General features: G+C 34.6%; 29 protein-coding genes. 5 read left to right on the top strand and 24 right to left on the bottom strand.

The features are described from left to right. Positions 1 to 9 precede the first annotated feature (9 nt). The 20 genes from rplF to rpsL form a co-directional block, all read right to left on the bottom strand. On the bottom strand, positions 10 to 552 hold the full coding sequence (rplF, locus tag BOW55_RS07385) for a 50S ribosomal protein L6 (protein ID WP_129023596.1): 543 nt from the start codon (positions 550 to 552) through the stop codon (positions 10 to 12). 18 nt (positions 553 to 570) lie between these two features. Then, positions 571 to 969 carry a 30S ribosomal protein S8 gene (gene rpsH / locus BOW55_RS07380; protein WP_029272051.1) on the bottom strand — a complete coding sequence of 133 codons (399 nt, stop codon included), beginning with the start codon at positions 967 to 969 and terminating at the stop codon, positions 571 to 573. A 104-nt stretch (positions 970 to 1,073) separates the two neighbouring features. Continuing rightward, complete coding sequence (rpsN, locus tag BOW55_RS07375) at positions 1,074 to 1,343, bottom strand: 30S ribosomal protein S14 (RefSeq protein ID WP_031456037.1); 270 nt, start codon at positions 1,341 to 1,343, stop codon at positions 1,074 to 1,076. Positions 1,344 to 1,346: 3 nt separating this feature from the next. Next, on the bottom strand, positions 1,347 to 1,898 hold the full coding sequence (gene rplE, locus BOW55_RS07370; RefSeq protein WP_017495015.1) for a 50S ribosomal protein L5: 552 nt from the start codon (positions 1,896 to 1,898) through the stop codon (positions 1,347 to 1,349). 2 nt (positions 1,899 to 1,900) lie between these two features. Beyond that, positions 1,901 to 2,215, bottom strand: coding sequence for a 50S ribosomal protein L24 (gene rplX, locus BOW55_RS07365; protein WP_007803650.1), 315 nt, complete (start codon positions 2,213 to 2,215; stop codon positions 1,901 to 1,903). Between the two features lie 11 nt (positions 2,216 to 2,226). Next, the gene (gene rplN / locus BOW55_RS07360) at positions 2,227 to 2,595 is read right to left on the bottom strand and encodes a 50S ribosomal protein L14 (RefSeq protein WP_007803649.1); all 369 of its coding nucleotides are present in this window, start codon (positions 2,593 to 2,595) and stop codon (positions 2,227 to 2,229) included. A gap of 2 nt (positions 2,596 to 2,597) precedes the next feature. Then, positions 2,598 to 2,858, bottom strand: a complete 261-nt coding sequence (rpsQ, locus tag BOW55_RS07355; protein WP_007803646.1) for a 30S ribosomal protein S17 — start codon at positions 2,856 to 2,858, stop codon at positions 2,598 to 2,600. 17 nt (positions 2,859 to 2,875) lie between these two features. Further along, on the bottom strand, positions 2,876 to 3,067 hold the full coding sequence (gene rpmC / locus BOW55_RS07350) for a 50S ribosomal protein L29 (protein WP_008464297.1): 192 nt from the start codon (positions 3,065 to 3,067) through the stop codon (positions 2,876 to 2,878). A 12-nt stretch (positions 3,068 to 3,079) separates the two neighbouring features. Further along, positions 3,080 to 3,505 carry a 50S ribosomal protein L16 gene (rplP, locus tag BOW55_RS07345; RefSeq protein ID WP_017495016.1) on the bottom strand — a complete coding sequence of 142 codons (426 nt, stop codon included), beginning with the start codon at positions 3,503 to 3,505 and terminating at the stop codon, positions 3,080 to 3,082. 19 nt (positions 3,506 to 3,524) lie between these two features. After that, positions 3,525 to 4,283: a 30S ribosomal protein S3 gene (gene rpsC, locus BOW55_RS07340; protein WP_012022487.1), complete on the bottom strand. Its 759-nt coding sequence runs from the start codon at positions 4,281 to 4,283 to the stop codon at positions 3,525 to 3,527. Between the two features lie 5 nt (positions 4,284 to 4,288). Next, entirely contained in the window at positions 4,289 to 4,702 is a 414-nt protein-coding gene (rplV, locus tag BOW55_RS07335) for a 50S ribosomal protein L22 (RefSeq protein WP_007803631.1), read from the bottom strand. Between the two features lie 6 nt (positions 4,703 to 4,708). Continuing rightward, on the bottom strand, positions 4,709 to 4,987 hold the full coding sequence (gene rpsS / locus BOW55_RS07330; protein ID WP_008464288.1) for a 30S ribosomal protein S19: 279 nt from the start codon (positions 4,985 to 4,987) through the stop codon (positions 4,709 to 4,711). A 6-nt stretch (positions 4,988 to 4,993) separates the two neighbouring features. Then, positions 4,994 to 5,818, bottom strand: coding sequence for a 50S ribosomal protein L2 (rplB, locus tag BOW55_RS07325; protein WP_035650459.1), 825 nt, complete (start codon positions 5,816 to 5,818; stop codon positions 4,994 to 4,996). A gap of 9 nt (positions 5,819 to 5,827) precedes the next feature. Beyond that, positions 5,828 to 6,118: a 50S ribosomal protein L23 gene (rplW, locus tag BOW55_RS07320; RefSeq protein ID WP_012022489.1), complete on the bottom strand. Its 291-nt coding sequence runs from the start codon at positions 6,116 to 6,118 to the stop codon at positions 5,828 to 5,830. A gap of 7 nt (positions 6,119 to 6,125) precedes the next feature. Next, on the bottom strand, positions 6,126 to 6,755 hold the full coding sequence (gene rplD / locus BOW55_RS07315; protein WP_089055327.1) for a 50S ribosomal protein L4: 630 nt from the start codon (positions 6,753 to 6,755) through the stop codon (positions 6,126 to 6,128). Further along, positions 6,755 to 7,372: a 50S ribosomal protein L3 gene (gene rplC, locus BOW55_RS07310; protein WP_057124294.1), complete on the bottom strand. Its 618-nt coding sequence runs from the start codon at positions 7,370 to 7,372 to the stop codon at positions 6,755 to 6,757. The genes rplD and rplC overlap by 1 nt, the downstream gene beginning before the upstream one ends. Positions 7,373 to 7,776: 404 nt before the next feature. Further along, positions 7,777 to 8,082: a 30S ribosomal protein S10 gene (gene rpsJ / locus BOW55_RS07305; RefSeq protein ID WP_007803605.1), complete on the bottom strand. Its 306-nt coding sequence runs from the start codon at positions 8,080 to 8,082 to the stop codon at positions 7,777 to 7,779. A 10-nt stretch (positions 8,083 to 8,092) separates the two neighbouring features. Then, positions 8,093 to 10,249, bottom strand: coding sequence for an elongation factor G (gene fusA, locus BOW55_RS07300; protein ID WP_089055328.1), 2,157 nt, complete (start codon positions 10,247 to 10,249; stop codon positions 8,093 to 8,095). A 10-nt stretch (positions 10,250 to 10,259) separates the two neighbouring features. After that, on the bottom strand, positions 10,260 to 10,736 hold the full coding sequence (gene rpsG, locus BOW55_RS07295) for a 30S ribosomal protein S7 (protein WP_017495022.1): 477 nt from the start codon (positions 10,734 to 10,736) through the stop codon (positions 10,260 to 10,262). 24 nt (positions 10,737 to 10,760) lie between these two features. Then, complete coding sequence (gene rpsL, locus BOW55_RS07290; protein WP_007136570.1) at positions 10,761 to 11,144, bottom strand: 30S ribosomal protein S12; 384 nt, start codon at positions 11,142 to 11,144, stop codon at positions 10,761 to 10,763. A gap of 2,321 nt (positions 11,145 to 13,465) precedes the next feature. On the opposite strand from rpsL, the gene BOW55_RS07280 reads away from it, so the two are divergent. From BOW55_RS07280 to BOW55_RS07265, 4 genes are all read left to right on the top strand, one after another. Next, the gene (locus BOW55_RS07280) at positions 13,466 to 16,531 is read left to right on the top strand and encodes a SusC/RagA family TonB-linked outer membrane protein (protein ID WP_129023595.1); all 3,066 of its coding nucleotides are present in this window, start codon (positions 13,466 to 13,468) and stop codon (positions 16,529 to 16,531) included. Positions 16,532 to 16,548: 17 nt separating this feature from the next. After that, complete coding sequence (locus tag BOW55_RS07275) at positions 16,549 to 17,943, top strand: SusD/RagB family nutrient-binding outer membrane lipoprotein (protein ID WP_129023594.1); 1,395 nt, start codon at positions 16,549 to 16,551, stop codon at positions 17,941 to 17,943. 84 nt (positions 17,944 to 18,027) lie between these two features. Then, positions 18,028 to 18,762: a 23S rRNA (guanosine(2251)-2'-O)-methyltransferase RlmB gene (gene rlmB, locus BOW55_RS07270; RefSeq protein ID WP_129023593.1), complete on the top strand. Its 735-nt coding sequence runs from the start codon at positions 18,028 to 18,030 to the stop codon at positions 18,760 to 18,762. Positions 18,763 to 18,802: 40 nt separating this feature from the next. After that, positions 18,803 to 19,603 (top strand): DUF2490 domain-containing protein, encoded by an 801-nt coding sequence (locus tag BOW55_RS07265; RefSeq protein WP_129023592.1) that lies wholly within the window; start codon positions 18,803 to 18,805, stop codon positions 19,601 to 19,603. A gap of 2 nt (positions 19,604 to 19,605) precedes the next feature. Here BOW55_RS07265 and BOW55_RS07260 read toward each other — a convergent pair whose 3' ends face one another. Further along, the gene (locus BOW55_RS07260) at positions 19,606 to 20,109 is read right to left on the bottom strand and encodes a hypothetical protein (RefSeq protein WP_129023591.1); all 504 of its coding nucleotides are present in this window, start codon (positions 20,107 to 20,109) and stop codon (positions 19,606 to 19,608) included. 52 nt (positions 20,110 to 20,161) lie between these two features. Further along, complete coding sequence (locus BOW55_RS07255) at positions 20,162 to 20,938, bottom strand: rhomboid family intramembrane serine protease (RefSeq protein WP_129023590.1); 777 nt, start codon at positions 20,936 to 20,938, stop codon at positions 20,162 to 20,164. A 159-nt stretch (positions 20,939 to 21,097) separates the two neighbouring features. On the opposite strand from BOW55_RS07255, the gene BOW55_RS07250 reads away from it, so the two are divergent. After that, positions 21,098 to 22,375, top strand: coding sequence for a replication-associated recombination protein A (locus BOW55_RS07250; RefSeq protein ID WP_129023589.1), 1,278 nt, complete (start codon positions 21,098 to 21,100; stop codon positions 22,373 to 22,375). 13 nt (positions 22,376 to 22,388) lie between these two features. Here BOW55_RS07250 and BOW55_RS07245 read toward each other — a convergent pair whose 3' ends face one another. Next, the gene (locus BOW55_RS07245; RefSeq protein WP_129023588.1) at positions 22,389 to 23,135 is read right to left on the bottom strand and encodes a hypothetical protein; all 747 of its coding nucleotides are present in this window, start codon (positions 23,133 to 23,135) and stop codon (positions 22,389 to 22,391) included. 2 nt (positions 23,136 to 23,137) lie between these two features. Next, on the bottom strand, positions 23,138 to 23,824 hold the full coding sequence (locus BOW55_RS07240; RefSeq protein ID WP_129023587.1) for a YjjG family noncanonical pyrimidine nucleotidase: 687 nt from the start codon (positions 23,822 to 23,824) through the stop codon (positions 23,138 to 23,140). Between the last annotated feature and the right edge of the window lie 3 nt (positions 23,825 to 23,827).

Genomic DNA, 23,827 nt, shown 5'->3' with positions numbered 1-23,827 from the left:
TCTTATTTTTTAAGCTGATTTACCTGCTTTTCTTCTTAATACTTCACCCACAAATTTAACACCTTTTCCTTTGTATGGCTCTGGCTTACGGAAACCTCTGATTTTCGCAGCTACTTGACCTAAAAGTTGTTTGTCAAATGATGTTAATTTTACGATTGGGTTCTTACCTTTTTCAGATATTGTCTCTAAAGCTACTTCTGGAGCAATTTCTAAAACAATATTGTGAGAATATCCAAGAGCTAAATCTAATTTTTGACCTTGGTTTGAAGCTCTATAACCAACTCCAACTAATTCTAGTTCTTTAGTAAAACCTTCAGATACACCAACAATCATATTATTGATCAATGATCTGTATAATCCGTGTTTTGCTCTTTGGTCTTTATGATCAGATGATCTTTCAACTGAAACTTGATCACCTTCAACTTTAACAGTTACGTCCGAAAACTCCTGAGTCAGTTGACCTTTTTTTCCTTTTACTGTAATAATACCGTCTTTAACTTCAACAGTTACACCAGCAGGGATTACAATTGGGCTTTTACCTATTCTTGACATCTTATCTAGTGTTTAAAATTAGTATACGTAACAAATTACTTCACCACCTACATTTAACTGCTTAGCTTGTTTTCCAGTCATTAAACCTTTTGATGTAGAAACAATAGCAATTCCTAATCCGTTAAGGATTCTAGGTAATTTGGCAGCACCAGCATACTTACGTAAACCTGGTTTACTAATTCTTTGGATATCTTTAATCACAGGCTCTTTAGTATCTTTATCGTACTTTAAAGCAATTTTGATAGAACCTTGAACAGTGTTCGTTTCAAATTTGTAACTCAAGATATAACCTTGATCAAATAAGATCTTAGTTATTTCTTTTTTAAGATTAGAAGCTGGAATTTCAACAACTTTGTGGTTTGCAGCCACAGCGTTACGAACTCTAGTCAAATAATCTGCAATAGGATCTGTATACATATGTATTTGATTGCGATTATGGTTTTCGGGAGACACCCGTCTCCCGAACCTTTAATCAATTAAAATTATTTTTTGGTTTGCAAAAGTAATAACTTATTGCGAGATTACCAAGATGCTTTTTTTACTCCAGGAATTAACCCATTATTAGCCATCTCACGGAAAGTTACACGTGAAATACCGAATTGACGGATATAACCTCTTGGTCTACCTGTTAATTTACAACGATTATGCAAACGAACTGGTGAAGCATTTTTAGGTAATTTTTGTAAGCCTTCATAATCTCCAGCTTCTAATAAAGCTTTTCTTTTTTCAGCGTACTTAGCTACCGTTTTCTCTCTTTTAACCTCACGGGCTTTCATTGATTCTTTAGCCATGTCTTAATTCTTTTTAAAAGGTAATCCTAATTCAGCCAATAATGACTTTGCTTCCTTGTCTGTTTTTGCAGTAGTAACAAATGTAATATCCATTCCTGAAATTTTGTTTACTTTGTCAATATCAATTTCTGGAAAAATGATTTGCTCTAAAACTCCAAGATTGTAGTTACCTCTTCCGTCGAAACCTGTAGCTTTGATACCACTAAAATCTCTAACACGCGGTAAAGCAGAAGTAATAAGTCTATCTAAAAACTCATACATTCTTTCACCACGCAAAGTAACTTTTGCTCCAATAGGCATCCCTTTTCTCAATTTGAATGACGCAACGTCTTTCTTTGAAATTGTAGATACTGCTTTTTGTCCAGTGATCTTTGTTAACTCATCAACCGCATAGTCAATAAGTTTTTTATCAGATACAGCTGCACCAACTCCACGGCTCAAAACGATTTTTTCAAGTTTAGGAACTTGCATTACGTTTGTATATCCGAACTCTTCTTTAAGAGCAGAGATTACTCTACTCTTATATTCTTCTTTTAGTCTAGGTGTATATGCCATTACTATAGTACTTGATTAGATTTTTTTGAAAATCTTACTTTCTTATCTCCTTCTACTCTAATACCAACTCTAGTTGTTTCCTTAGTTTTAGGATCAATTAGAGAAATGTTAGAAATTTGAATAGAAGCTTCTTTCTTAACGATACCACCTTGAGGGTTTTTAGCACTTGGTTTTGTATGTTTCGAAACCATGTTTACACCTTCAACTATCGCTTTATTTTTCTCACGGTAAACACGTAAAACTTTACCTTCAGCACCTTTATGGTCTCCAGCAATAACTCTTACGATATCTCCTGATTTTATTTTTAGCTTTATCATCTTAAAACGAATTAAAGCACTTCTGGTGCTAATGATACAATTTTCATGAATTGTTTTTCACGAAGTTCTCTTGCTACCGGACCAAAAACACGAGTTCCTCTCATTTCCCCTGCAGCGTTCAAAAGAACACATGCATTGTCATCGAAACGGATATAAGAACCATCAGCTCTTCTCACTTCTTTTTTGGTACGCACAACAACTGCAGTTGAAACAGCTCCTTTTTTCACGTTACCGTTTGGAGTTGCATCTTTAATAGATACTACAATCTTGTCACCAACAGAGGCATACCTTCTTTTGGTACCTCCTAAAACACGGATAGTTAAAACTTCTTTTGCTCCCGTGTTATCTGCTACTTTTAGTCTTGATTCCTGTTGTACCATAATTATTTAGCTCTTTCTAAGATTTCAACTAATCTCCAACATTTTGTTTTACTTAAAGGACGCGTTTCGCTAATTCTTACAGTATCTCCAATGTTACAGTCGTTTGTTTCGTCGTGTGCAACATATTTCTTAGTTTTCAACACGAACTTACCGTATAATGGGTGTTTTACTTTTCTTACTTCAGCAATAACAATAGATTTATCCATTTTATTTGAAGTAACAACACCTATTCTTTCTTTTCTTAAATTTCTTTTTTCTTCCATCTTTCAGCAGAATACAATTATTGTAACTCTCTTTTAGTTAACTCTGTAGCCAATCTTGCAACTGTTCTTCTAACGCTTCTAATTTGAAGTGGGTTAGCAATTGGAGAAATAGCGTGAGCCATTTTTAGGTCAGCATATACTTTCTTAGTTTGACTAAGTTTTTCTTGCAACTCCGCTGCAGAAAGATCTTTTATTTCTGATTGTTTCATAATAAATATTAATTATGCTTCGAAATCTCTAGCAACGACGAACTTAGTTTTTACTGGAAGTTTTTGAGCTGCAAGACGCAAAGCCTCTTTTGCAACTGACAATGGAACTCCTCCAACTTCAAACATAATTCTTCCTGGTTTAACAACAGCAGCCCAATACTCAACTGCTCCTTTACCTTTACCCATACGTACTTCAAGAGGTTTCTTAGTGATAGGTTTGTCTGGAAATATTTTAATCCATAATTGTCCTTCTCTCTTCATGTAACGAGTTGCAGCAATACGCGCAGCTTCGATTTGACGAGAAGTTAAGAACATTCCATCTTCATGTACAGATTTAATACCAAACATTCCATTAGAAAGTTCATGCCCTCTTTGAGAGTTACCTTTCATTTTACCTTTTTGTACCTTACGGTATTTTGTTCTTTTAGGCTGTAACATTTTTCTTTAGTTTAAAAATTTACTTTCTTTTACGAGCGTCTGGTTTTCCACCTTTATTAAAGTTAGATTTACCTCTAGGGGCATCTCCACCTTTACCACCGCCAGTACCAGATTGTTTTTTATCCATTCCAGCAAGTGGAGAAAGATCTCTCTTTCCATAAACTTCACCTTTCATGATCCATACTTTGATACCCATTCTACCATAAGTAGTGTGAGCTTCAGCCAAAGCATAATCAATATCAGCTCTGAAAGTTGATAGAGGAATTCTACCTTCTTTGAAACCTTCTGAACGTGCCATTTCAGCTCCATTCAAACGACCAGAAATCAAAACTTTGATACCCTCAGCATTCATACGCATAGAAGCTGCAATAGCCATCTTAATTGCACGTCTGTAAGAGATACGGCTTTCGATTTGACGAGCGATGCTAGTCGCCACAAGATAAGCATCTAACTCAGGTCTTTTAATTTCAAAGATGTTGATTTGAACCTCTTTGTCAGTAACTTTCTTAAGTTCTTCTTTTAACTTGTCTACCTCTTGTCCACCTTTTCCGATAATGATACCAGGTCTAGCAGTAGTGATAGTAACGGTTACAAGTTTCAAAGTTCTCTCGATGATTACTTTTGATACACTAGCTTTTGATAAACGAGCGTGGATATACTTTCTGATTTTGTGATCTTCGGCTAATTTATCACCGTAATCATTTCCACCATACCAGTTTGAGTCCCACCCTCTGATGATACCAAGTCTATTTCCAATTGGATTTGTCTTTTGTCCCATGCTGCTTAAGAATTGCTTTGTGTGTTATTGATAGCTCCAAGCACGATTGTTACGTGATTAGAACGTTTTCTGATTCTGTGTGCACGACCTTGTGGAGCTGGACGAAGTCTTTTTAACATCATTCCACCATCTACTCTGATCTCTTTAACAAATAAACCAGCTTCTTCTAAATTACCTTCACTATTTTTTTGCTCCCAGTTGTTGATTGCAGATAATAATAGTTTTTCTAATTTTCTTGAAGCTTCTTTAGAACTGAATCTTAAAATGTTAAGTGCTCTTTCTACCTTCTGACCTCTTACCAAGTCCGCTACTAAGCGCATTTTTCTAGGTGAAGTAGGGCAGTTATTCAATTTTGCGAAAGCAATAGACTTATTAGCCTCTTTTCTCGCATCTGCTGTTTCTCTTTTACGAACTCCCATTGCTTCTTATTTTTTACCTTTATTTTTTGCTCCAGCATGACCTCTAAAAGATCTAGTTGGTGAAAACTCTCCTAATTTGTGACCTACCATGTTTTCTGTTACGTAAACTGGTACAAATTGACGACCGTTATGAACTGCGATAGTTTGTCCAACGAAATCTGGAGTAATCATTGAAGCTCTAGACCAAGTCTTAACAACTGCATTTTTACCACTTTCTACGTTTTCCTGAACTTTCTTGTCTAATTTATAATGAACGAAAGGTCCTTTTTTTAATGAACGTGCCATATCTTATTATTTCTTTCTACGTTCTACGATATACTTGTTACTCGGGTTTTTCTTAGAACGAGTTCTGTAACCTTTAGCTGGCAATCCGTTTCTTGAACGTGGGTGCCCTCCAGAAGAACGTCCTTCACCACCTCCCATAGGGTGATCAACTGGGTTCATCGCTACTGGTCTAGTTCTAGGTCTTCTTCCTAACCATCTTGTTCTACCTGCTTTTCCAGATACAACTAATTGGTGATCAGAATTAGAAACAGCTCCAATTGTAGCCGAACAAGTTAACAAGATCAATCTTGTCTCACCAGATGGCATTTTAATTGTAGCGTATTTCCCGTCTCTTGCCATTAACTGAGCAAAAGTTCCAGCTGAACGAGCGATAACCGCTCCTTGTCCTGGACGTAACTCAATACAAGATATAACAGTTCCAAGAGGAATTCTGCTTAAAGGTAATGTATTACCAATTTCAGGTTGAGATTCTGGACCAGAAACTAATTTCTGACCAACTTTCAATCCGTTTTGAGCAATAACATAAGTTTTCTCACCATCAGCATAAGCTAATAAAGCGATAAATGCAGTACGATTTGGATCGTATTCGATTGATTTCACTGTAGCCGGAATTCCGTCTTTAGTTCTTTTGAAATCAATAATACGATATCTCTGCTTGTGACCACCACCCGTATAACGCATGGTCATCTTTCCTTGACTATTTCTACCTCCAGAGTTTTTTATCGGCGCTATCAAAGAGCGTTCCGGCTTATCAGTTGTAATGGCGTCATAACCATTCACAACTCTAAATCGCTGACCTGGGGTAATAGGTTTTAATTTTCTTACTGACATTTTTCTATCTTAGATATTGTTGTAAAAATCAATTGTTTCTCCTTCTTGTACTTGAACAATTGCTTTTTTAATTGCATTTGTCTTTCCACTGATTAAACCACTTTTAGTGTATTTAGTAGATCTATCTGGTCTCACATTCATTGTGTTAACAGAAACGATAGTTACTCCATAAGCAGCTTCAACAGCTTTCTTAATCTGAACTTTGTTTGCTTTTTTGTCAACAACGAATCCGAAGCGGTTTAGAACTTCACTTTCTTTGGTTACTTTTTCAGTTACTATAGGTCTAATTATGATACTCATACTCCTATTATTTACTTAAATTTTCTTCAATTAACTCCAAAGAACCTTCTAAAAGCACCAAATTATTAGTGTTTAATATTGCGTAAGTGCTTAATTCTGAGCTAGTTACGACATTAGAAGCCTTTAAATTGCGTGACGACAAATATACATTTTTATTTGACTCTCCCAACACAAATAGAGATTTTTTATTTTCTAACCCTAAAGCTTTCAAAACGTTAATGAAATTTTTAGTGTTTGGCGCTTCAAAATTAAAGTCTTCAAGAACGATAATATTCGACTCTTTTGCTTTGATTGAGAAAGCTGATTTTCTTGCCAATCTTTTTAAGCCTTTATTCAATTTAAATGAATAACTTCTTGGTCTTGGTCCGAAAATTGTTCCACCACCTTTAAACAATGGATTCTTGATACTTCCTGCACGAGCAGTACCAGTTCCTTTTTGTTTTTTAATCTTACGTGTACTACCAGTTACTTCAGCTCTTTCTTTAGCCTTGTGAGTACCTTGTCTTTGATTAGCAAGATATTGCTTAACATCAAGATATACAGCGTGATTGTTTGGTTCAATTGCGAATACTGAATCAGAAAGTTGAACTTTTCTACCAGTATCTTTTCCGTTGAAATCTAATACTTTTACTTCCATTACTTCTGAATGATTACATAAGAGTTTTTGTGACCAGGAATACACCCTTTAACAACAAGCAGGTTCTTTTCAGCAACTACTTTTAAAACTCTAAGGTTTTGAACTTTTACATTATCTCCTCCCATTCTTCCAGCCATACGCATTCCTTTGAATACTCTAGATGGATAAGAAGAAGCTCCCACAGAACCTGGCGCTCTTAAACGGTTGTGCTGACCATGAGTAGCTTGTCCAACACCACCAAAACCGTGACGTTTAACAACACCTTGGAAACCTTTACCTTTAGACACACCTTGTACATCTACAAATTCTCCTTCTTCAAAAATAGAAACATCAATAAGATCTCCTAATTTTTGTTCAGTTGCAAAATCTTGGAATTCAACGACTTTTTTCTTAGCAACAGTTCCAGCTTTTTTAAAGTGCCCTAAAGCAGCTTTAGTAGAATGTTTCTCGTTTTTGTCATCGAAACCTAGCTGCAACGCTTCGTACCCGTCAACACCTTTGGTTCTGACTTGGGTAACAACACATGGACCAGCTTCGATTACTGTACAAGGAATGTTTTTCCCGTTTTCGTCGAAAATACTAGTCATGCCGATTTTCTTACCAATTAACCCAGACATAAATATTAATTATTAATTACTAAAATTCCCTTCAATTTGAAAATAACAGAAATTTCCAAACAGGGAGTGCAAAAGTAGACATTAAAATTGAATATACCAAACAGTTAGAAAAATTAAATCGCTCATTATCAAAATCCAAGAGCTTAACTCACAAATAATAGATCTTAATTTCCACCAAAGAATAAATCACAAAACACAAAAACAAAATAAAGTTATCAACAAAAACAGCGCTTAAAATTAAAAGAAAAACTTCGGCAAGTACCTAAACGAAAGACCTTTCAGCAAAAAACACAACATTTACATAAACCGAAAGCAGCAAAAATTTAACACCAAAACCAAAAGAAGGACAACAAAAAAAGCGAGACATTTCTGTCTCGCTTTTTATATATAAAATATAATAAAAATTATACTTTTATTTCCACTTCAACACCACTTGGCAATTCAAGTTTCATTAAAGCATCAATAGTTTTAGATGAAGATGAATAAATATCAATCAATCTCTTGTATGACATTACTTCAAATTGTTCTCTCGCTTTTTTGTTAACGTGCGGAGAACGCAACACAGTGAAAAGTTTTTTGTGAGTTGGCAACGGAATTGGACCTGTTACAACTGCTCCAGTAGTTTTTACTGTTTTTACGATCTTTTCAGCAGATTTATCTACCAACATGTGATCGTAAGATTTTAGTTTTATTCTGATTTTTTGACTCATTTTCTTAAAATTAAGCGTTACCTTTTGCTTTTTTGATTACCTCTTCTGAAATATTAGAAGGTGTTTCTGCATAGTGAGAAAACTCCATTGTTGAAGTAGCTCTACCAGAAGATAAAGTTCTTAACGTAGTTACGTATCCAAACATTTCTGACAAAGGCACATCAGCCTTAATAGTTTTAGCACCATTTCTATCACCCATATCATTAACCTGACCTCTACGACGGTTCAAGTCACCCACGATATCACCCATGTTTTCTTCTGGAGTAATAACCTCGATTTTCATGATTGGCTCAAGAATAACAGCTCCAGCAGCACGTCCTGACTCTTTATAACCCATTCTTGCAGCTAATTCAAAAGATAATGCATCAGAATCCACAGGGTGGAAAGATCCATCAGTTAAAGTAACTTTTAAACTATCCACAGCATAACCTGCTAACGGACCAGTTTTCATAGCTTCTCTAAATCCTTTTTCAACAGCAGGGATATATTCTTTAGGAACGTTACCACCTTTTACAGCATTGATAAATTGTAATCCAACTGGAACTTTACCATCAACTTCATCAGCAGGCTCGATTGTAAATACGATATCACCGAATTTACCACGACCTCCAGATTGTTTCTTGTAAGTCTCTCTATGTGTTGCAGATCTTGTAAACGCTTCTTTATACTCAACTTGAGGCTCACCTTGGTTCACTTCAACTTTAAATTCACGTTTCATACGATCTACTAAGATATCTAAGTGAAGCTCACCCATACCTGAAATAATAGTTTGACCAGAAGCCTCATCAGTTCTAACTGTAAATGTAGGATCTTCTTCAGCTAATTTAGCTAAAGCCATACCCATTTTATCAACGTCAGCTTTTGTTTTTGGCTCGATAGCAATACCAATTACAGGATCAGGGAATTTCATAGATTCCAAGATAATTGGATTCTTTTCATCACAAAGAGTATCTCCTGTTTTAATATCTTTAAATCCAACAGCAGCACCAATATCTCCAGCCTCAATAAATTCGATTGGATTTTGTTTATTAGCGTGCATTTGGTAAATACGAGAAATTCTTTCTTTGTTACCAGAACGAGTATTTAAAACGTAAGAACCAGCATCTAAACGCCCAGAGTAAGCACGGAAAAAAGCTAAACGACCAACGAATGGGTCAGTAGCAATTTTAAATGCTAAAGCAGCGAACGGCTCCTTAACATCTGGCTTACGCAAGATTTTAGTCTGATCTTCTTCTAATAAATCAGCATCATCAGGGTGAATCCCTTCAATACCTTCTTTATCTAATGGAGATGGTAAATACTTACAAACTGCATCCAACATAAACTGAACACCTTTGTTTTTGAAAGATGAACCAGCAAGCATTGGAATAATTGCCATATCAATAGTAGCAGCTCTTAATGCATTGTTGATTTCTTCCTCTGTAATAGAGTTTTCATCTTCCATATATTTATCCAAAAGATTCTCATCATAAGTAGCAATCTCTTCGATAAGAATTGAACGATAATGCTTCACATCATCAATCATATCTGCAGGAATATCAACGATATCAAAAGTAGCTCCTTGAGTTTCATCATGCCATACAATAGCCTGATTTTTAACTAAGTCAACGATACCTTTAAAATCAGCCTCATCACCAATAGGCAAAGTAATTGCAACCGCATTCGATTTCAACATATCTTTTACCTGTCCGCAAACTGCCAAAAAGTTAGCACCTTGACGGTCCATTTTATTTACGAATCCCATACGAGGAACTCTATATTGATCAGCAAGTCTCCAGTTTGTTTCTGATTGAGGCTCAACACCATCAACAGCACTAAACAAGAAAACTAAACCATCTAATACACGTAAAGAACGGTTTACTTCTACAGTAAAGTCAACGTGTCCAGGAGTATCAATAATATTAAAGTGATATGGTAATGATTCTGGAAGAACTTTACCTTGCTCAGTTGGAAAATTCCAAGTACAAGTTGTAGCTGCAGAAGTAATTGTAATACCTCTTTCTTGCTCTTGTGCCATCCAGTCCATTGTCGCTGCACCATCGTGCACCTCACCAAGTTTGTGTGACTTTCCAGTATAAAAAAGAATACGCTCTGTTGTTGTTGTTTTACCAGCATCAATATGAGCAGCAATCCCAATATTTCTTGTATATTTTAAATCTCTAGCCATTTCTTACGAATTAAAATCTAAAGTGAGAGAATGCTTTGTTAGCCTCTGCCATTTTGTGAGTATCCATTCTTTTCTTAACCGCAGCACCTTCTTCTTTAGCAGCAGCTAAACATTCTGACGCTAAACGTTGTGCCATAGATTTTTCATTTCTTCTTCTAGAATAAAGTATTAACCACTTCATTGCCATAGAAATTTTTCTATCTGGACGAATCTGCATTGGAATTTGGAATGTAGCTCCACCAACTCTACGACTACGTACTTCTACGTGAGGCATAACGTTTGTTAAAGCATCTTTCCAGATCTCTAATGAAGTTTTCTCATCATTTTGCTTTTTAGATTCAATGATATCAATTGCATCATAAAATACTTTAAAAGCTGTAGATTTCTTACCATCCCACATTAAGTTGTTCACAAAACGCGTTACTAATTGGTCGTTAAACCTCGGATCTGGTAAAAGTGGTCTTTTCTTTGCCGCTCTTTTTCTCATGTCTTTTTCTTAAAAGTTTTTAAATTACTTTTTTGCTTCTTTTGGGCGTTTAGCACCGTACTTAGATCTTCTTTGCGTTCTTCCTGCAACTCCTGACGTGTCAAGCGCTCCACGAACGATATGATATCTAACACCTGGTAAATCTTTTACCCTTCCGCCTCTAACTAATACTATCGAGTGCTCTTGTAGATTGTGTCCTTCTCCAGGAATGTAAGCATTCACCTCATTACCATTTGTCAAACGTACACGCGCAACTTTACGCATTGCAGAGTTTGGTTTTTTTGGTGTAGTAGTGTAAACACGCGTACAAACCCCTCTTCTTTGAGGACAAGAATCTAAAGCAACCGATTTACTCTTCTTAGTTATCTGAGTTCTTCCTGTTCTTACTAATTGTTGAATTGTTGGCATAATTAATACTAAAAATTATTTATGTATATTAAATTCCCGCTTTTTACGGGGTTGCAAATGTATAAAATATTTTTCACTATACAAACGTTAATTCATTAATTTTCAACAACATTATTTATCACTATGTTTTTACGAGCAAACAATAGATATTTGTAACGCATTTAATCAACACAAAACAACACTTGAAACAATTTATACTTATATTTTTCTTCAGCCTAAGTTTTTCTTGTTATGCACAAAACTTTCACTTAACCATTAATGGATCAAATCCTGCCGAAACCCAAATTATAGACTCAACAAATTATTCAAAAACCCATACAAACACAAAATCACTTATTAACGAAATAAGAATCACATCACAAAAGCTATCAAGAAAGGGATACATAGACAACCAAGCAACAACTACCACCAAAACAAACGACAGCACTTATAACACTTTAATAATCTTAAAAAAACAAATCACCAGTATTCACTTAAACATAAAATCGATTAATTCCATTTTCAATTTACAAACAAAAAAAACGACAGCATAATCATTCCATATAATGAAATAGAAAGCTATTTAAGCAAAACAACAGTTGATGCAGAAAAACAGGGTTACGCACTAAGCAAACTTAAACTTGAAAATATTCGCAGAAAAAATCAAATAATATATTCTGACTTAAAATTCGAATCAGAAAAAAAACGCGTCATAAACTCCATCATTATAAAATATCAAAACACAACTAAAACAGATTATTTCCCGAAAGGACACCTAAAACAGCTAAACAAAAAATACACACACAAAACCTTTAACCAAGAAACATTAAAAGAACTCTACACAGATATTAACAATTACGAATTTCTTAATCAAACCAAATATCCCGAAATTCTTTTCACAAATGATTCTACAAAGATCTACTCGTACATAGAAAAAAGAAAAGCAAACACTTTTGACGGCTATTTAGGCTTCACTAATGAAGAAAACAAAAAAATAAGACTCAACGGATATCTTGACATCACCTTATTAAACACATTACACTCAGGCGAACAATTTTCACTGTACTGGAAAAGCGATGGCAACCAACAACAATCTTTCAATACAAAAATCGAAATTCCATACATCTTTCAAAGTCCTCTTGGAATAAAAGCACAATTAAACATATTTAAACAAGACAGCACTTTTCAAAATACCAAAACATCAATTGATCTTGGCTATTATTTAAAATACAATTCCAAAATCTATCTAGGCTATCAAGCAACAGAATCAAGTGACATCCAAAACACAAACAACTCAACTATTAGTGACTATAAAAATTCCTTCACAACACTAACCTTCGATTACATAGAAAACAACGACAGCAACGATCTTTTTTACAAAAAAGCAAACATCTACTCCACAATTGGCTTTGGAAAAAGAAACACTTCCAACTCATCATTATCAACAAAAACAACCCCACAACTACTCCTTAACTTAAACCTATCTTACAACTTTGAAATTAACAAAAAAAACTTTTTTTTCACTAACATTCAAAGTCAGTATCTAAAAAGCAAAAACTACATAACAAACGAGCTATTCCGATTTGGCGGACTTAAATCAATTCGAGGATTTGCAGAAAACAGCCTTCAAGGCAACAACATCAATTTACTACTGACAGAATACAGATATCTCACAAGCCAAAACTTATACATACACAGTATACTCGACTACGGCCTATACCAAGACCAAACCAACCCAGCAAGTCCAAAAAAAATCAACACATTGTTTTCTGCCGGTCTCGGACTAGGACTTCTAACAAAAAGCGGACTTCTAAAAATCACAATAGCAAACGGAAGCACAAACAAAACCGAAATCAAACTATACAACAGCATGCTAAACATAAACTACAACGTCAAATTTTAAGAGTCACCACTACATCAAAAACCAACAAAAAATTTAACCATTATTTTACATTACAAAAAAGAAACAACCAATATTAAACACCGAATGCCACTTCTTTTTTATTGCATTACAAATAACTTAACACATAACCTTCTAGCGATTATCACAATTTTAACAAAAAGCAACAGGGCTAACAAACTCTTTTTTAAGATAAAAGTTATAAAAAAAACAATTAAAAAGCCCTCTTGAATAAATTTAACATTTCGCGCATTGTCAATATTTTTAATTATTCTCAATTTTAACACAAAAAAATACGGATTTGTAATTTTAGACCAGTTTTTACGAATAAAACAACAATATACCTACTCAAAATTATAATTTAACTAAAAAAAAGCTCCTTATATTAGGTAGATTAACAAATTATTAAGATTTTTGTCGAACTAATTCAAAATATTTAAAAATGAAACTAAAGTTCAATGGATTCTTAGTGCTTTTACTAGTACTAGTTGCGCAACTTTCTTTTGCGCAAGAAAGAGCTGTTTCTGGAACAGTTTCTGACAATGCAGGAATGCCTTTACCAGGTGTGAGTGTATTAGTTAAAGGAACCAAAACAGGAACACAAACAGACTTTGATGGTAAATTCTCTATCAAAGTATCATCAAGCCAAGTTTTGGTATTTAGCTACATCGGGATGAAATCTCAGGAAGTAGCAGCAACCTCAACTTCTATTAATGTAAAATTAAAAGATGATTCAGTAGAACTTGAAGGTGTAGTTGTAACTGCATTAGGGATTAAAAGATCTGAAAAAACACTTGGATACGCAGTATCAAAAGTAAGTGCAGATGAAATCTCAAAGTCAGGTGAACAAAACGTTCTTCAAGCTTTAGCTGGAAAAGCAGCTGGGGTTCAAGTTATTGGAACGGGAGGTACTCCTGGAGCATCAAGTAAAATTATTATTAGAGGTGTGAACACTATTAATCGTAGTTCTGACCCTCTAATCGTTGTTGATGGTGTGCCAATTGACAATACTACAAGTCAAACAGCAGCTGGAGACAATCCTTTTAATGCCAATTTATCTGGTATCAACAACTCTAATAGAGCATTGGACATTAATCCTGACGACGTAGAAAGCGTATCTGTACTTAAAGGACCTGCTGCTGCTGCGTTATACGGAGAAAGAGCTGGTAATGGTGTAATCCTTTATACAACTAAAAAAGGTAGAGCAGGAAGAGGTTTAGGAATTGATTTTTCTACTTCGTTAGGAATTGACAAAGTAAGTCAATTACCAGCTAGACAAGGAAAGTATGTACAAGGAACTAGCGCTACTGCTACTTCAATCCCAACTAATACACCTCAAAGCTGGGGACCTGCTGCATCAACTTTAGGTGTACCAATGTATGACAATGTTGGAAACTTCTTCCAAGAAGGATTAACTTACACAAACAACATCTCTTTTTACGGAGGTGACAACAAAGCTACATACAGAGCTTCTTACGGGAATACTACACAAACTGGTATGATTCCTGAAACAGGATTGAAAAGAAATACCTTAAGAGTTGTAGGAGATTTAAAACTTAGCGATAAATGGAAAACTGGAGGTAGTTTACAATACACCCACACTACAAATACCCTAGCTCAAAACGGTAGTAACGTTTCTGGAGTTATGTTAAGTTTATTGCGTTCAGTAGGAAACTATGACTTAAGAAACTACATGGATGCTGAAGGAAATAACAAAAACTATTTCGCATCTTATGATAACCCATATTTCACAGTAAACGAAAACCCAGCAACAAGTGATGTTAACCGTGTTTTCGGAAACATGTTTTTAACTTACACCCCAGCTGAATGGTTATCTTTAACTGCAAAAGGTGGTATTGACGCTTACTCTGATTACCGTAAACAAATTTACGCAATCTCCTCTAATGGTGACAACCTTGCAGGAATTGGAGAAGTAGCATTTAACAATATCAACAACAAACAGTACTATGCTGACTTCATCGCGAGTGGTTTACTTCCATTACAAACTGAATGGTTAAAAATCAACTATACAGCAGGTCTTAACTTACGTTCAAGTCAAAATACCGATGTATTCTCAAGAGGTAAAGAACTTGCTGTAAGAGGACTTTATAACTTATCAAACGCTACTCAATTATATGCTTCAAACGCTGACGAAAATATAATGTCAAGAGCCGTTTTTGGACAATTAGAATTTGATATTAAAAACCAACTTTTCATAACAGGATCTGTTAGACAAGAATGGTCATCTACTTATGGAACGAACGCTAACAGCGCTATTTTTCCTGCAGCATCTGCATCATGGGTCCTAACAAGTTCTTTTGATTTACCAGAGGCAATTAGTTTTGCAAAACTAACCTATGGTTACGGTGAAGTAGGTATCGCTCCTGCTCCATACAGAACAATTACTACTTACACCCAACCATTTATGACTGACGGTTTTACAGATGGCCTAAGTTTTCCTTACAATGGAATTAATGGAATGACAGTTGCTGGAAGTTTAGGAAACCAAGATTTAAAACCTGAAAGAGTATTAGGTCATGAATTAGGTTTAAGTGCTAAATTCTTAAACAACCGTTTATCATTTGACGTAAACGCATACTACAAAACATCTAAAGATTTATTAATCACTTTACCATTACCAGCATCAAGCGGTTTCCAATCAGTTTACCAAAATGCTGCCGAGTTAGTTAACAAAGGATTAGAAGTTGAATTAGGATATGATATTTTCAGCAAAAGCAATCCTTTCCAATGGAATATCAATGCAAACTGGGCCAAAAACGAAAATGAAGTAACTGATATTTCAGGAAGCTTAAACGATATTCAAATTGAAGCAGCTTTTGGATCAATTGGATATTATGCTGTTAAAGGTCAACCATTAGGAAGCTTCTACGGAACTAGATGGGCACGTGATGCAAACGGAAATAAACTTATCGGAAGTGATGGTTTAGCAATTATCGATGGAGAAACTGGTAACTTAGGAAACTCTGCACCGAAATGGACGGGAGGTCTAAGAAACACTTTCACATACAAAAGAGTAACATTATCAGGTTTATTAGATTTTAGACATGGTGGAGTCGTTTACAACGGTACCTTGGCAAGACTTCATAACTTTGGTGTTTCTGAGGCATCTGCTGACAGAGAGCGCACATACATAATTGATGGTGTTAAAGCTGACGGCTCTAAAAATGACATTGCAATTACAGCTAAAAACTACTACCAAAAATACCTAGGTGATGGTGGTGGAGCTGCTGAAGAAGCTGTAACAGACGTTAACTGGATCAGATTACGTGATGTGACTTTAAGCTATGACTTTGATGTAAAAAGATTTACAGCAATCAATTCAGCTCAAATATCATTTACCGGAAGAAACTTATGGTTAAACACAAATTATGAAGGTGTAGATCCTGAAACAAGTTTAACTGGTGCTGGTTCAAGAATCAACGGATTAGATTACTTTAATAATCCAGGAAGTAAGTCATTTATCATGACTCTTAAAGTCGGCTTTTAAATTTAAAACAAATAAAAATGAAAAAATATATAAAAAGTATAATTCTTACAGCTGTTGGTGCTAGTTTACTTACCAGCTGCCAGACAGAATTAGACACCTTTAATGAAAACCCAAACTCTCCTATAACAACCACACCAACTTTATTGTTGTCTGCTATGGAAGTTTCGACATTTTCAACACACACAAGTGGTCTAATCAGAACTTCGAATATTTTTGACCAACACTTGGCTGGTACTAGCGTTGGACAATTAGGAGATATTCAACGTTATATTCTAACAGAACAAGACGTAAATAATGAATGGAACACAGTTTATGGAACTACTTTAATTAGTGGTCACATTTTAAATCGTGATTTTGCTGATAAATTCCCTTACTATAATGGTATTGGACAAGTATTAACAGCCTTAAACTTAGGATACGCAACAGACGTTTGGGGAGATGTTCCTTACGATGAAGCTTTTAGAGCTGAAGAAGGAAACAGAGCTCCAAAATACAATACACAGCAAGAAATCTATCAAAGATTACAAACAATACTTGATGAAGCTATTGTAAACTTAAAAAAACCTGCAGCTAGCAATGAAACTAGACCAGGAGCTGACGATTTTATTTTTGCTGGAAACACCGCAAAATGGATCAAAGTTGCTTACGTATTAAAAGCAAGATATGCATTAAGATTAACGCAAGTTGATACAGGTGCAGCCCAAAAAGCATTAGATTACATTACTGCTGCTGGAATGACTGCAAATACTGATGACGCTAATGCAATTTTCTTTTCAACTGCAAACACACTAAATCAATGGTATGCTTTTGATAACAGCCGTAAAAACTATCTTAAAACGGGAGCTTATTTTGTTAACTCTTTAAAAAATACCACTGACCCAAGATTAAAATTTTCTATTGCCCTGAGTACTCCTTCAGCAGAGGTGCCAGTACCAACATATATAGGTAACGCACCTGAAGATTTAGAAACAACTTATTCTTCATATATCGGATCTGCCTACGCAAGTGCCACTTCACCTGTTGGAATGGTAACTTATGCAGAAGCTAAATTTATTGAAGCAGAAGCTAAATTTAGATTAGGTCAAAATGCTCAACCAGCTTTAGAAGCTGCTGTTGCTGCATCTGTTTTAAAAGTTACAGGAACTCCAGCAACACCGGCTTTCTTAGCTACAGCAGCTACAACTGTTACTTTGGCAAACATTATTCAGCAAAAGTACTTGTCTCTTTTCTTAACAATGGAGCCATATAACGATTACAGAAGAACAGGATTGCCGGCATTGGTTCCAAACCAATCATCAAATACTAAAACTATTCCTGTAAGATTCCCAACTCCTTCGGACGAAAGAAATTACAATCCAAACGCAACAGTTGTTAGTAATGTAACAACTAAGGTATGGTGGGATAAAGACTAATTTATTTCAACAAGTAAATACACTAAACCACTCTGTTCATTCAGAGTGGTTTTTTTATATAAACAATATACCTATATTTGTCCTATGGAAAAAGAACATCAAATATTTGGCATTAGAGCCATTATAGAAGCAATACAAGCAGGTCAGGAAGTAGATAAAGTATTTATTCAAAAAGATATTTCTGGCGAACTAATGAAAGATTTAATGAAGGTAATGAAACGTGCCAACATTAATTTCTCTTATGTTCCTGTTGAAAAACTAAACCGACTAACTCCAAACAATCACCAAGGTGCAGTAGCAACTATTTCACCTATTGGATTCATAGATATAGAACACCTTGTAGAATCTACAATTGCTTCGGGTTCTAAACCATTATTTTTAATACTGGATCAAATCTCAGATGCAAGAAATTTTGGCGCTATTATTAGAACCGCTGAATGTACTGGTGTAAACGGAATTATAGTACAAAAAGCTGGTTCTGCTCCCGTAAATGGCGATACTGTTAAAACATCAGCTGGTGCTGTTTTTAATGTTCCTATCTGCAAAGTAGAACATATTAAAGATGCAATATTCTATCTTCAGGGTTCAGGAATTAAAACTGTGGCAGCAACCGAAAAAACAGATCAGAACATTTATGATATATCATTAAATGAGCCTGTAGCGATTATCATGGGATCTGAAGACAGAGGAATCAATCCATCTGTGCTTAAGATTGTTGATGAAAAAGCAAAATTACCAATGTTTGGATCAATAGGATCACTAAATGTATCTGTTGCCTGCGGTGCTTTTTTATATGAAGCCGTTCGCCAAAGAAGCTAAAAAAATTTTGAAATAGGGTGGCAACTTAATACAATATTGAATGTCTTTAAAACCTGTTTATAAAATAATATTTAACAAACTCAGCTTAATTGTTGCAGTATTCCTAACTGCAACAATTAACTATGGACAAACCACAAAATACAATCAATTTTGGGGCGAAGTTCAATTTAACAGAACGCTCAGTGAAAAGTGGTCTACGGAACTAAACATCGGAACGAGTTATAGCAGTACAGAATCTTCTCCCAATATATTTGACCAAAACACACAAAGATCTCTTCGAGGATGGGCGCATTATTACCTTTCGCCACGCTGGAAACTATCTTCATTCGTTGCATATTTTAACAACAAAGATGTACCAGAAATAGGTCAATTTCAATCGCCTGAATGGAGATTTGCTCTACAGGGTATTTATTACTTTCATAAAACCGGATATACTCTCAGCACACGCTTAAGAACTGAGCTTCGACATATGAAAAATCAAGATGATACTTTTGAAAATGTATTACGATACAGACAGCAAATTAAATATATCAAACCAATAAACAGCAAAGTTTTACGCGAAGGTGTTATATATGCAATTGCATCCGATGAAGTTTTTTTCAAATCGGGCACAAAAGTAACCGGGCAAAGTTTCTTTGACAGAAACAGATTAAATATAGGTGCAGGATACCTATTTACAGAAGACACACAAATTGAACTAACTTATGCTAATGAATACCTGCCAAGAAATGACAATAATCAAATTGTAAATGCAGTATCATTAACCTTAACGTTCAACAACCTGCTAAAGAATATAAATAAAAAGATTTTACACAAGCCTGAGGCTCCACACGAAGACTAACCTCACTTCTCCTCTTTTTTCAAAAAGCAAGCAAGCTGCTTCATGATTGCATCTTTATGAAGTTTAAAATTATAATCTCGAACAAATTCAGTTCCCTTCATATTGATTGCTGCTACAACGGCTTCAAATTTAGAAAACGCCTCCAAATCTTTATTGTCTATTAGATATAAAACCTGCATAATAGAATCATTTTCTAAATACTGCGTATCAAAATGAGTCAGCTTATACTCTTTATGATCCGCCAGCTGAATAACTAGATCATCCTTAATTTTTTTTCCTTCTTTTTTTAACGGAAAAGGAGTTGGCTGAAGCGCCACAAAATAACTCTCTTTATCAGTAACAATATTAATTTTTAGAGATTTAGACTTCGTTGTATAAAAAACTGCCGGATCAAAATAATATACCATAGATCCATCGGCCAGCACCTTATTTTTAACATCGCACTGCGCATAAAAATTAGAACTGCAAAACAGCAAAACCAAGACAGCAAATAATACTTTTCTCATAATCTCAAATTAATAAATGCACTAAAACAAAAATAACTAATTTCCACGAAAATCAATTATCCTTTTCCTCATTATCTACTGATTCCGATTTAGTTATAACATAATACACATTAGTATCGGAATGAAAATACGATTGAATCTCATTCATCTCATCATCATCCTTTTCAATATTTACAAAATTTCCATTCTCATCAAAATGTTTCATAAATGGATCTTCAAGAGGATTAAAATCGGGCTTCTGCCATTCATAAACAATAGGTTTCGAATATTCAGGTGTTTTATAAAATAAACTGAGTGCAAATCCCGTTAAAAGACCTGCCAAATGACCTTCCCAAGAAACCTTGGCATCAACATCAGGAAAAACATACCAAATCATTCCTCCATAAAGCAAAATCACCGACAATGAAAGTGCAACCAATCGATAATATTTTGTTTGAATTCCTTTAAAGAAAATAAAACTTACCAAAACATAAATTAAACCGCTTGCACCTATATGAAAATTTTCGCGACCTATAATCCATGTAATTAATCCCGAAAACAAAATACCATAACCAATAACAGGAATGGTTTGTTTAGGATAAAAATATTGTAATGCGGCCAACAAAACCAAAAGAGGAATGGAATTATTGTATAAATGTTCTAAATTTTCATGAATAAATGGACTAAAGAAAACGCCTTGTAATCCATAAAAATCTCGTGGATAAATTCCATTCTTATAAAAATCGAAATCAAATCTAATCTGAACCCAATAAACAATCCACAACAAGAGGACAAAAATTACTGGAAGGCCAATAACAGCATTAGAAAACTTAAAGTGGTTATCATTCATCTATGTCAAATTATAGTCTAATAATTTACATCAAAAAACTATCCAGTTACAATTTACTGATAATTTGTCAGTCAGCAAAAACTTCTTAAAACTTACTTCTTACCAAGTTCCGAACCTCTAAATAATAAGAAATACATTTGAAAATAGTAATTTTACAAAATGGAAGCACCGTTAGCCGAGCGTATTCGCCCACAGAAACTAGAAGATTACATTAGCCAGAGCCACTTAGTAGGACCTAATGGTTCATTAACGCAACAAATTTCTAAAGGAATAATTCCCTCTCTAATTTTATGGGGACCGCCGGGAACTGGTAAAACTACCTTAGCACAAATTATAGCTCAAGAATCAAAACGCCCGTTTTACATCTTAAGTGCTATTAATTCTGGTGTAAAGGATATTCGTGATGTAATTGAGAAAGCTAAGCAAAGCGGCGGCTTATTTACAGCCAAAAACCCCATTTTGTTTATCGATGAGATTCATAGATTTAGTAAATCTCAGCAAGACTCCCTTTTAGCTGCTGTTGAAAGAGGCTGGATTACTTTGGTTGGCGCGACCACCGAAAATCCAAGTTTTGAAGTTATACCTGCATTACTGTCACGTTGTCAAGTTTACATTCTTAATGCTTTTACAAAATCAGATTTAGAAGCATTATTACACCGCGCACTAAAAAGTGACAAATACTTAGCGACAAAAAATATTGTACTAAAAGAAACAGAAGCATTACTACGTCTTTCTGGTGGTGACGGTCGAAAATTGTTAAACATTTTCGAACTTGTAATCAATGCCGCAGCCACCGAAGAAGTTGTTATTACAAATGACCGCGTGTTTGAGTTAGTCCAACAAAATACAGTTCTGTATGACAAAAGCGGAGAACAACATTATGATATTGTTTCTGCCTTTATAAAATCAATTAGAGGAAGCGATCCTAATGGAGCTGTTTACTGGCTGGCAAGAATGATTGAAGGTGGTGAAGATGTAAAATTTATTGCGCGCAGAATGTTGATTCTATCAAGTGAAGACATTGGAAATGCAAATCCAACGGCGTTTATTATGGCAAACAACACCTTTCAGGCTGTAACTACTATTGGATATCCTGAAAGTCGAATAATCCTTAGTCAATGTGCTATTTATCTCGCTACTTCTCCAAAAAGTAATGCCTCTTATATGGCAATAGGAAACGCACAGCAATTGGTAAAACAAACAGGAGATTTACCCGTTCCTATTCATCTGCGAAATGCTCCAACCAAACTTATGAAAGAGTTACGTTATGGTGACGATTATAAATATTCGCACGATTATGCAAATAACTTTGCTGAACAAGAATTTTTGCCTGATGCCATAAAACAAACGGTTCTTTATAATCCAGGAAACAATTCAAGAGAGAATAGCAACCGTGAATTCTTAAAGAACCGTTGGAAAGATAAATATGGTTATTAAACCATCAATTTATTTAAAATTTTACTGAAACTTTTTCAGAAACTAATTTGTCGTTTTGATAATATTCAAAATACCATTGATTGTCTTTTGCGTTCAAACTTCCTTGAACACCATTTTTAATTGCAATAAACGAATCTGGGCGTGACGTTTTTAAAAGTTTCATAACAACTTTTGGAGTTTTGTCTATTAACTGATATCCGTTTTCCATTGGCTGTGCGTACAATAAATTAGGATCAGAAATATCTGCAGTTGGTGTTGCAGCAATTTGCACAGCAGGAACTAAAGGTGTTGCCGCTATAACTGTTTGTGCTTTATTAGAAACAGGCGCTGCCGATTTACCACTATATTTATAGTGCAAAGCATTAACAGATTTAAAAGCATCTTCTAAACTTTCCTTATATGCCAATTCATAGTCTTTTTCTTTGCTTCTTCCTGTTTCAGATGTGTAAATTACTTTTCCGTAACAATCTTTAAACTCAATAAAAAGTTTAGTTACTAAAAATGCATTATCTCTTTTTACATCAATATACAAAAGATCACATCTATCACTAAAACCTGCAGGAATTTCTTCGTTTACATAAAAAGCCTGAAAACCCGCTTTGACTAAATTCATTTTAGTCATTGTGGCTAATCTGTACTGATTATCTGTTTTAATAAAATCATATTTAAGCGGTATAATAACAGCCTTATAATCGTTAATCGATTGCGAAAATCCAAGGACTGAACAAAGAAGCAAAGTCAACAAAACTTTTAATTTCATAATTATAAATATTTTTTAAGTTCTAATAAATGATTAATTTGTTTATATTTTTCAGGTATTTCAATGTTTTTAACATTAAAAAAAATAGCATCTAGACCAGCATTCAATGCTCCGTTTACATCAGCATCAAAATCATCACCAATCATTATACTTTTCTCCTTTGATGTTTGTGCCAAATTGACTGCATAATCAAAGATAATACTATTTGGCTTTTTAACACCTGCTGATTCTGAATTTGTAATGGTAGTAAAGTAACCGCCTAAGGCCGCATTATTAATCTTTCTATCTTGTACGTTTGCAAAACCATTTGTTATGATATGAAGCTTATACTTTGGTTTTAGATATTCTAGAACCTCAATAGTTCCATCAAAAAGATGATTATTATCTGGCAAAAATGCTATATAATCATTAGCAATCTGATTAATGTTATCGTCAGAAATTGTATAATCTAGCGCTTCAAAAGAAAGCTTCAATCTATTGTAACGCAATTCTTGATGTGTAATTTTATCCTCTTGATATAATTTCCAACAAGCCTGATTAATAGGAGCATATTTTTCAATAAAATCTTCGACTCTAACTTCAGAATACTTCTTGCTAAAAATTCGGTCAAAAGCCATTTCTGAGTTTTTATCAAAATCCCAAAGCGTATGGTCTAAGTCAAAAAAAATGTCTGTAATAGTGGTATTCATAAA

Source organism: Flavobacterium sp. YO12, assembly GCF_004119495.1.
Taxonomy (GTDB): domain Bacteria; phylum Bacteroidota; class Bacteroidia; order Flavobacteriales; family Flavobacteriaceae; genus Flavobacterium.
Note: the sequence above shows the minus strand (reverse complement) of the source record. Positions and strands in the feature narration are given on the sequence as shown.

Bases quoted from the DNA above. Each gene is read 5' to 3' on its own strand.
- BOW55_RS07275 (WP_129023594.1), top strand. From the start codon at position 16,549: ATGAAAAAATATATAAAAAGTATAATTCTTACAGCTGTTGGTGCTAGT.
- BOW55_RS07240 (WP_129023587.1), bottom strand. From the start codon at position 23,824: ATGAATACCACTATTACAGACATTTTTTTTGACTTAGACCATACGCTT.
- rpsG (WP_017495022.1), bottom strand. From the start codon at position 10,736: ATGAGAAAAAGAGCGGCAAAGAAAAGACCACTTTTACCAGATCCGAGG.
- rplE (WP_017495015.1), bottom strand. From the start codon at position 1,898: ATGGCATATACACCTAGACTAAAAGAAGAATATAAGAGTAGAGTAATC.
- rplW (WP_012022489.1), bottom strand. From the start codon at position 6,118: ATGAGTATCATAATTAGACCTATAGTAACTGAAAAAGTAACCAAAGAA.
- BOW55_RS07245 (WP_129023588.1), bottom strand. From the start codon at position 23,135: ATGAAATTAAAAGTTTTGTTGACTTTGCTTCTTTGTTCAGTCCTTGGA.
- BOW55_RS07280 (WP_129023595.1), top strand. From the start codon at position 13,466: ATGAAACTAAAGTTCAATGGATTCTTAGTGCTTTTACTAGTACTAGTT.
- rpmC (WP_008464297.1), bottom strand. From the start codon at position 3,067: ATGAAACAATCAGAAATAAAAGATCTTTCTGCAGCGGAGTTGCAAGAA.
- rpsQ (WP_007803646.1), bottom strand. From the start codon at position 2,858: ATGGAAGAAAAAAGAAATTTAAGAAAAGAAAGAATAGGTGTTGTTACT.
- rpsL (WP_007136570.1), bottom strand. From the start codon at position 11,144: ATGCCAACAATTCAACAATTAGTAAGAACAGGAAGAACTCAGATAACT.
- rplV (WP_007803631.1), bottom strand. From the start codon at position 4,702: ATGGGAGTTCGTAAAAGAGAAACAGCAGATGCGAGAAAAGAGGCTAAT.
- rplC (WP_057124294.1), bottom strand. From the start codon at position 7,372: ATGTCTGGGTTAATTGGTAAGAAAATCGGCATGACTAGTATTTTCGAC.
- rplD (WP_089055327.1), bottom strand. From the start codon at position 6,755: ATGGAAGTAAAAGTATTAGATTTCAACGGAAAAGATACTGGTAGAAAA.
- rpsN (WP_031456037.1), bottom strand. From the start codon at position 1,343: ATGGCTAAAGAATCAATGAAAGCCCGTGAGGTTAAAAGAGAGAAAACG.
- rplB (WP_035650459.1), bottom strand. From the start codon at position 5,818: ATGTCAGTAAGAAAATTAAAACCTATTACCCCAGGTCAGCGATTTAGA.
- rplF (WP_129023596.1), bottom strand. From the start codon at position 552: ATGTCAAGAATAGGTAAAAGCCCAATTGTAATCCCTGCTGGTGTAACT.
- BOW55_RS07260 (WP_129023591.1), bottom strand. From the start codon at position 20,109: ATGAGAAAAGTATTATTTGCTGTCTTGGTTTTGCTGTTTTGCAGTTCT.
- BOW55_RS07265 (WP_129023592.1), top strand. From the start codon at position 18,803: ATGTCTTTAAAACCTGTTTATAAAATAATATTTAACAAACTCAGCTTA.
- rpsS (WP_008464288.1), bottom strand. From the start codon at position 4,987: ATGGCACGTTCATTAAAAAAAGGACCTTTCGTTCATTATAAATTAGAC.
- BOW55_RS07250 (WP_129023589.1), top strand. From the start codon at position 21,098: ATGGAAGCACCGTTAGCCGAGCGTATTCGCCCACAGAAACTAGAAGAT.
- rpsH (WP_029272051.1), bottom strand. From the start codon at position 969: ATGTATACAGATCCTATTGCAGATTATTTGACTAGAGTTCGTAACGCT.
- fusA (WP_089055328.1), bottom strand. From the start codon at position 10,249: ATGGCTAGAGATTTAAAATATACAAGAAATATTGGGATTGCTGCTCAT.
- rlmB (WP_129023593.1), top strand. From the start codon at position 18,028: ATGGAAAAAGAACATCAAATATTTGGCATTAGAGCCATTATAGAAGCA.
- rplN (WP_007803649.1), bottom strand. From the start codon at position 2,595: ATGGTACAACAGGAATCAAGACTAAAAGTAGCAGATAACACGGGAGCA.
- rpsJ (WP_007803605.1), bottom strand. From the start codon at position 8,082: ATGAGTCAAAAAATCAGAATAAAACTAAAATCTTACGATCACATGTTG.
- rpsC (WP_012022487.1), bottom strand. From the start codon at position 4,283: ATGGGACAAAAGACAAATCCAATTGGAAATAGACTTGGTATCATCAGA.
- rplX (WP_007803650.1), bottom strand. From the start codon at position 2,215: ATGATAAAGCTAAAAATAAAATCAGGAGATATCGTAAGAGTTATTGCT.
- rplP (WP_017495016.1), bottom strand. From the start codon at position 3,505: ATGTTACAGCCTAAAAGAACAAAATACCGTAAGGTACAAAAAGGTAAA.
- BOW55_RS07255 (WP_129023590.1), bottom strand. From the start codon at position 20,938: ATGAATGATAACCACTTTAAGTTTTCTAATGCTGTTATTGGCCTTCCA.